Below are 6,276 nucleotides of genomic sequence, written 5' to 3' on the forward strand. Positions count from 1 at the left end.
AGACCGCCCGACAAGAATCGAGGAGACTGCAAATGCTGAAGCTCAAGATTGTGCCGGGCCTGTTCAAGGCTACCATCGCCGGCATGCTGTGCGCCGCCGCTCCCGCAATTGCCGCGGACTATCCCGACCGTCCCATACGGCTGATCGTAGGCTTTCCGCCTGGCGGAGGCGCCGACTTCGTGGCCCGCCAAGTCGCGCAGCGCCTGGGCGATGCGCTCAAGACCAGCGTGGTCGTCGACAACAAGGCCGGCGCCAACGGCACCATCGCCGCGTCCGAAGTCGCGCGGGCCGCGCCGGACGGCTACACCCTGCTGCTGGGCGTCACGGCGTCCCAGTCCATCAGTCCGGCGCTCTCGCCCAAGCTGCCCTATGACCCGCTGCGCGATTTCACCCCGATCACGCAGGTGGGCTATACCCCCCTGGTGCTGGTCGTGAACCCGAAGCTCCCTGCCAGGAATCTGGACGAATTCCTGCAGTACGCGAAGAGCCGCAGTACGCCGGTCCCCTACGGCTCCGCCGGCATCGGCAACATCACGCACATGGCGGCCGAACTCTTCGTGCAATCGTCGGGCGTGTCGAACTTCCAGCACGTTCCCTACAAGGGCAGCAGCCAAGTCATCACCGACCTCATCGGCGGCCGCGTCGAGGCGTACTTCGACACCCTGCCATCTTCGTTGCCGCTGATCCAGAGCGGCCAGTTGCATGCCCTTGCGGTCACGGGCCCCGCGCGCTCGGACACCGCCCGCGACATTCCCACCGTTCAGGAAGCCGGCGTGTCGGGATTCCAGACCACCACCTGGTTCGGCGTGCTGGCCCCGGCGAAGCTGGACCCGGCGCTGGCCGAGCGGCTGTATCAAGCCCTCAAACGCGGCATGCAGGCGCCCGACGCGCGCCACGCACTGGTCACGCGCGGCGTGGAACCGGTATTGGACACGCCAGCGCAGTTCAGCGCCGATCTGCAGGAAGACCTGCAGCGTTGGCGCGAGGTTGCGCGCAAGGCGGATATCAAGCTGGAGTAAAACTCAGGCGCGCATGCATCCTGATCTGGCGGCGCAAGCAGCGGGGCCGGTCCCATGCTGCATCCCGCCGGCCCGGCTGACCGCGTCGCTCCACGAAATCAAGGCGCGGCCGGTCTGATGTTCTGGTTATGCCGGAAAAGATTGCGCGGGTCGTAGCGCGTCTTCACCTGCACCAGCCGGTCGAAGTTTTCACCATACGCGGCGCCCACCCGCGCGGTTTCGTCCTGCGTCAGGAAGTTCACATACACGCCGCCTTGCGACCAGGGCTCAGTCGCCTTGAAGATGTCACGCGCCCAGGCGATGCACCGTTCATCGTCCTTCGGATCGTCCCAGCGCCCGTGCACATTCATGGCGAACTGGGCCGCCCGGTGCGGATACGCGGTGGCGGACACCGGCACCTGCATCGCCGCGCCGGCAATGTGGCCAAAGAAGATCTCGCATTGCGGCGACGGCACGTTCTGTACCGCCGACACGACGGCGTCGATCAGGCCGTCTTCCAGCTCCCCGATGTTGTGAGACTTCCAGTAGTTGCGCGCGCCGGGCGTCAGCAATGGATCGAAAGCCTTCTGCCAGGCCGCGTACGGCATCGGCCCAAGGTGTTCGCCGTAGGGTTCGCCCAGACCACGCACCACTTGCAGGACATCCGGCCCCTTGTCCACGCCGCCCGTGTAGCACGACGCGAAGGCGATGATCGGCTTGCCGCGCACGGCTGCCGGCAGGAACGGCAGCGGCGGCGCCTGGCGCAGCACCGCCCAAACGGTCAGCTCCTGAGGCATGGACGGCAACGCATCGCGGTATCGCGCCAGCGCGTCGCGCGCCTGTTCCAGCGGTATCACCACCAGCCCCCCGTAGACCTCCGGCCCCACTGGATGAAGCTGAAACTCGAACATCGTGACCACGCCAAAATTACCGCCGCCGCCGCGAAGCGCCCAGAACAGATCCGGGTTTTCCGAGTCGCTGGCGTGCAGCAATTGGCCGTCTGCCGTCACGACATCAGCAGACACCAGGTTGTCGACGGTCATGCCGAACCGGCGCGTCAGCCAGCCGAAACCGCCTCCCAGCGTCAAGCCGGCCACGCCGGTCGTTGAATTGATGCCCAAGGGCACGGCCAGGCCGAATGCCTGCGCTTCGTGATCAAGGTCGGACAAGGTGGCGCCGGGCTCCACGAAGGCTCGAGCGCGCACGGGGTCGATGCGTACCGATTTCATGGGTGACAGATCGATCATCATGCCGTCATCGCAGACGGCGGTGCCCGCGATGTTGTGTCCGCCGCCGCGCACGGAGACCACCAACTGATTCTCTCGCGCGTAATCCACGGCGCGGCGCACGTCGGCGGGGCCCGCGCATCGCGCAATGACGGCGGGCCGCCGGTCCACCGTGGCGTTCCAGATCTTGCGGGCGTCGTCGTAGCCGGCATCGCCGGCGGACAGGATCTGGCCCCGGACCGCGGCGCGCAGATCTTCCAAGGTGCTGCTGGACAGTTTGTTCATCACACATCTCCTCGAAGGCGATGCATTTACAAACAGCGTCTAAAGCAAGCCGTCTATCTGCTGGGGCGCGACATGGGAGTTGCCTCCTTGAAAAAGGGGCCATGACCCTGTGCACATGAGTGCCCGGCGAACGCCGCGCGGGGGGAAGGCGGCAGACGCCCTGTGCCGTGCGCCGGAGCGTGCGTGATGGGGAAAAGTATAGGCCTTTGCCCGCGCGGACAGGAGCCCTAAGAATCGTTTTTCAGAACGCCGCGCACGTTCATGACGGCCAATCCCAGTTGCAGTGCAATAAGCGCCCACGCGTCATCGTGCAGGCCCCACGCCACCCACAGCACGTTGCTGGCGAGGAATACCCAGAAGCCCGCGTGGCGGCGCCCGACGCTACGCGACGCGACCAGCCAGGCGGCGGCAAGCGACGCCGCCATGGCTGGCCACTGCAGAAAGTCCCACAACGCGTCCAGGGTCATGGGTTTCCTTTCCCACTCAACTTTCTGAAAGGCGTCACGGCTTGGACCGGGCGCCCTGACCGCGGTTGCGCTGGCTCTGCTGGTCCTGACCAGTGCCGATCTGCGTGGTATGGCCCTCCTTCTTCGTGCGGTTCTGCGTGTCGCCGTGACTCGCCTGCGACTCGCGGGGCGTATCGTCCTGGCTGCGGTCGGGCGCGTCCGTTTCGTGCGTGCTGTCCTTGTGTTTGGTCATGATCTGCTCCTTTCGTCAGGGTCATCGTGTTTCGTATCGCGGACCGGTCATTCCTTCCCGGTTCCGACGTTTTCGACGGTGCCGGTGCTGCCGGCGCCCGAGCTGCTTGCGCCTGGATTCGAGCCTCCTGCAGCCCCCACGCGGATCCGGTTCTCGACATCGTTCACGCCCGCGCACTCGACCGTGCAATCCTCGACGTGGTGTTTGGTGCGCCGGTTGGGAACGGTGCCCTCCAGCACGACATGGCCGTCCAGGACCGCGACCGAGACGTCGCTCACGTCCAGGCCGCTATGGGCCAGCGCTTCGCATACGTTCTCGCGAATGCGATCGTCCGAACGGATGTAGCCCTTGGGATCGGTCCGGCGCGATGCGCGATCCCGCCAGGCTGTCGGGCCTCGGTTATAGCCGCCCCGTTCAGCGGTTTCGAACGACATGGATTCCTCGCGCCACGCGGGGCGGTCGCCGTAGTAACCGCCTTCGTCATCGCCGAATGACGTGGGACCGTCGTAGGCCTGATCCCGGCCGCCGTAGGCACGGTCGCGGCCGCTCTGGAAGCGTCCCTGGCCACCGGCTCCGCGGCCCTGATCGCCATATCTGTTGCCTTGCGCGTCGTAGCCGCGATCATCACCGCCACGGCCGCGGCCCTGGCCCTCATAGACCTGTTGGCGCTGGAACGAGGGATCTTCATTCGAAAACCCGCCATAGCTGCTTTGGCCGGGATCGGCACTGCGGCTGCGCACCGGTTCCCGGGTCTCGCGCGTGCCGCCCTGTCGCGTGCCTTCGCCCTGGTAGCCGTATGACGGCGCGGGGTCCTGCCACGGTTCCCGGTCGCCGCGATAGTTCGACGTATTCCTCGGGTCTTTGCTCATATCGTCTCTCCCGTTGCAAGTTGCGAAACAAGCAGGCCGGACTCGCGTTCAAACGTTGAAACGCGCGCCCTCGCCCGCCCGCTTGGTGCTGGCAGCAAGTGCTGTGCCGGGTGCGGTTTGCGCAACTGGGCGCGGGGTCCACGCTTTATGGCCGATAGGCCAACGGCGGCCGCGATGCTAAGAAAGGGTTATGCGGCCAGAACGCCGTTGCAAGGCCAAACAACCGCATCCGGCAACACGACACTCGACATTCAGGAGATGAATATGGCTTCAGGATCCAGGCTGTCCGACGTAATCGTAAAACTCCCCGATCGCTCCACATGCCGCGTAGAACGGCGTTTGATCGCAAGGAGAACCCAGGAGGCATCCAGCGTCCCCATCTATGTGTGCACCTTGCCTACTGGCGAACCTGTAACGTGGCTGGGAGGCGGTAAATATCGCTTGCCGTGCGGGTCGGTAGGCGTGGCCGTTGCGCACAAACCGCCAGAAAGATGACGGGAGGGCGGACGGCACGGAGCTTGCTGTGCCCCGGCATTCACGCAGGAGGATCGTAATGAATGCCATCGAACGGGTCGCCGCATACATGCACGAGCATTCGCTGAAACTGGTGACGGCCGAGTCCTGCACCGCGGGGCTGATTGCGGCCACGCTTGCGGACATACCGGGCGCGGGCGCGCTGCTGGATTGCGCGTTCGTCGCCTACTCGCCACAGGCCAAGCAGAAATGCCTGGGCGTGGCCGCGCGCACGCTGCAACGCCACAACCTCACCAGTGAAGCCGTGGCGCGGGAAATGGCGCTGGGCGCGGCGCGAAACAGCCCGGCGAATGTGGCGCTCTCAAACACGGGCGTCACCGACGATACCGACCCGGAGATTCCCGCCGGCACGCAGTGCTACGCGTGGGTGTTCAAGTCGGGACCGGCCGACGCCTCGCCGGCGATCTATACCGAGACGGCGCGCTTCGAGGGCGATCGCAATGCCATCCGCCGCGCCAGCGCCGAACACGCCCTGGCGCAGCTGATCGCCTATCACAAGCAGTGGCTGGACGGCGCCCGCCCCTCCTCGTCCCGATCAGCCTGAGCGCCGGCACCCTCCGGCTCGGCCTCCCACCCCATCCGCAGTGCGGTGGCGAATCCGCCTTCGACGCGCGAGTATGGCCGAGCGCTTGTGCTGACACGCGGCAGGCACGACCATGCGATGTGCGCCCCGCCGGCTTCCAGCTTGTCGACCAGGGCCTGGTCCTCGCTGCACGTCAGCGCCGCAAAGCCGCCGATGCGCCGGTACGTGTGCGCTGCGATGCCCAGGTTTGCCCCATGTACATGCCGGTGACCGTCGCGATCGTGGTAGTGCGTGGCGAACGCCCGGCGTGCACGCTGCGCGAACTCGCCGTGCGCATCCCATCCGGTGACCGATACGGTGCCGCATACCACCTCTGCATTCAATGAAAGCTGGTCGGCCAGCCATCCGGGCGACACACAGGTGTCGGCATCGGTGAAGGCAAGCCAGCGCGCGCCGGCATTGAGCAGATGTTGAGCGCCCGCCGCGCGCGCCATGCCGACGTTGCGCGCCTGGACCATCAGAAGCTCCACCGGCCAGCCTGCCGCCCGGCGCGCGGTCTCATCCTCGCAGTGATCCAGCACCACGACGATACGCACGGGTTCCCGGCCAAGACGCGGATGGCGGGATGCGCGCAGGACGGCTCGCAGGCAGTCTTCGATGTGGCGCTCCTCGTTGTGCGCCGGAATGCATACGCCGATCATGAATGGCTTCCTGATTGGGGGTGTCTGCGCCAGGCATCCAGGCGGAACGCGTCTTCCAGGTGATGCACGCTGCGCGACAGGCCGGGCAACGCGCCGATCGCCGCGTGCAGCGCGTCCGTGTTCTGAAGACGGTCATCGAAATCCGGCCGCCAATGGCAGGCAACGATCTCGCCGTCCGGCGCAAGGGATGCATCGACCGCGCTCAGAAACCTGCACAGCGCGGCGCCGTCCAGGTAGTACGCGACTTCCGACACCACGATGAGGTCAAAGCCAGCGGCCGGCGTTTCGGGCCACTGCCGCGGCAGGTCCAGCGTCAGAACCTGGACATGGTCCATGCCTTCGCCGGCCACACGGGCGCTGCAACGCGCGGTTGCGGCGGGCGCGGCGTCGACCGCACAGACGCGCGCGCAGCGCAGCGCAAGGCACCGCGTCAGCTCGCCC

General features: G+C 66.3%; 8 protein-coding genes. 2 read left to right on the forward strand and 6 right to left on the reverse strand.

Annotated elements, in window-relative coordinates:
* Positions 1-32 precede the first annotated feature (32 nt).
* On the forward strand, positions 33-1,019 hold the full coding sequence (locus B3446_RS16250) for a Bug family tripartite tricarboxylate transporter substrate binding protein (RefSeq protein ID WP_291383361.1): 987 nt from the start codon (positions 33-35) through the stop codon (positions 1,017-1,019).
* A 98-nt stretch (positions 1,020-1,117) separates the two neighbouring features.
* Here the strand turns inward: B3446_RS16250 and B3446_RS16255 are convergent, their stop codons facing one another.
* The 4 genes from B3446_RS16255 to B3446_RS16270 form a co-directional block, all read right to left on the reverse strand.
* Positions 1,118-2,509 carry an FAD-binding oxidoreductase gene (locus tag B3446_RS16255; RefSeq protein WP_291383363.1) on the reverse strand — a complete coding sequence of 464 codons (1,392 nt, stop codon included), beginning with the start codon at positions 2,507-2,509 and terminating at the stop codon, positions 1,118-1,120.
* 227 nt (positions 2,510-2,736) lie between these two features.
* On the reverse strand, positions 2,737-2,976 hold the full coding sequence (locus B3446_RS16260) for a hypothetical protein (protein WP_409558267.1): 240 nt from the start codon (positions 2,974-2,976) through the stop codon (positions 2,737-2,739).
* Between the two features lie 34 nt (positions 2,977-3,010).
* The gene (locus B3446_RS16265; protein WP_175125320.1) at positions 3,011-3,208 is read right to left on the reverse strand and encodes a hypothetical protein; all 198 of its coding nucleotides are present in this window, start codon (positions 3,206-3,208) and stop codon (positions 3,011-3,013) included.
* A 47-nt stretch (positions 3,209-3,255) separates the two neighbouring features.
* Positions 3,256-4,077, reverse strand: coding sequence for a BON domain-containing protein (locus B3446_RS16270; RefSeq protein ID WP_291383366.1), 822 nt, complete (start codon positions 4,075-4,077; stop codon positions 3,256-3,258).
* 553 nt (positions 4,078-4,630) lie between these two features.
* Between B3446_RS16270 and B3446_RS16275 the strand changes: the two genes are divergently transcribed.
* Positions 4,631-5,155 (forward strand): CinA family protein, encoded by a 525-nt coding sequence (locus B3446_RS16275; protein ID WP_291383368.1) that lies wholly within the window; start codon positions 4,631-4,633, stop codon positions 5,153-5,155.
* Here the strand turns inward: B3446_RS16275 and B3446_RS16280 are convergent.
* Together B3446_RS16280 and B3446_RS16285 are read right to left on the reverse strand one after the other, a co-directional pair.
* Positions 5,104-5,835 (reverse strand): glycosyltransferase, encoded by a 732-nt coding sequence (locus tag B3446_RS16280; RefSeq protein WP_291383370.1) that lies wholly within the window; start codon positions 5,833-5,835, stop codon positions 5,104-5,106. The two genes, B3446_RS16275 and B3446_RS16280, sit on opposite strands and share 52 nt — an antisense overlap.
* On the reverse strand, positions 5,832-6,276 hold a 445-nt coding region (locus B3446_RS16285), incomplete at its 5' end, for a methyltransferase domain-containing protein (RefSeq protein ID WP_291383371.1). The genes B3446_RS16280 and B3446_RS16285, both read right to left, overlap by 4 nt.

The sequence above is a fragment of the Achromobacter sp. UBA5777 genome (assembly GCF_002418565.1).
Lineage (GTDB): Bacteria > Pseudomonadota > Gammaproteobacteria > Burkholderiales > Burkholderiaceae_B > Achromobacter > Achromobacter animicus.

Coding starts and splice junctions, on each gene's coding strand:
- B3446_RS16255 (WP_291383363.1), bottom strand. CDS start 2,509: ATGAACAAACTGTCCAGCAGCACCTTGGAAGATCTGCGCGCCGCGGTC.
- B3446_RS16270 (WP_291383366.1), bottom strand. CDS start 4,077: ATGAGCAAAGACCCGAGGAATACGTCGAACTATCGCGGCGACCGGGAA.
- B3446_RS16260 (WP_409558267.1), bottom strand. CDS start 2,976: ATGACCCTGGACGCGTTGTGGGACTTTCTGCAGTGGCCAGCCATGGCG.
- B3446_RS16280 (WP_291383370.1), bottom strand. CDS start 5,835: ATGATCGGCGTATGCATTCCGGCGCACAACGAGGAGCGCCACATCGAA.
- B3446_RS16265 (WP_175125320.1), bottom strand. CDS start 3,208: ATGACCAAACACAAGGACAGCACGCACGAAACGGACGCGCCCGACCGC.
- B3446_RS16275 (WP_291383368.1), top strand. CDS start 4,631: ATGAATGCCATCGAACGGGTCGCCGCATACATGCACGAGCATTCGCTG.
- B3446_RS16250 (WP_291383361.1), top strand. CDS start 33: ATGCTGAAGCTCAAGATTGTGCCGGGCCTGTTCAAGGCTACCATCGCC.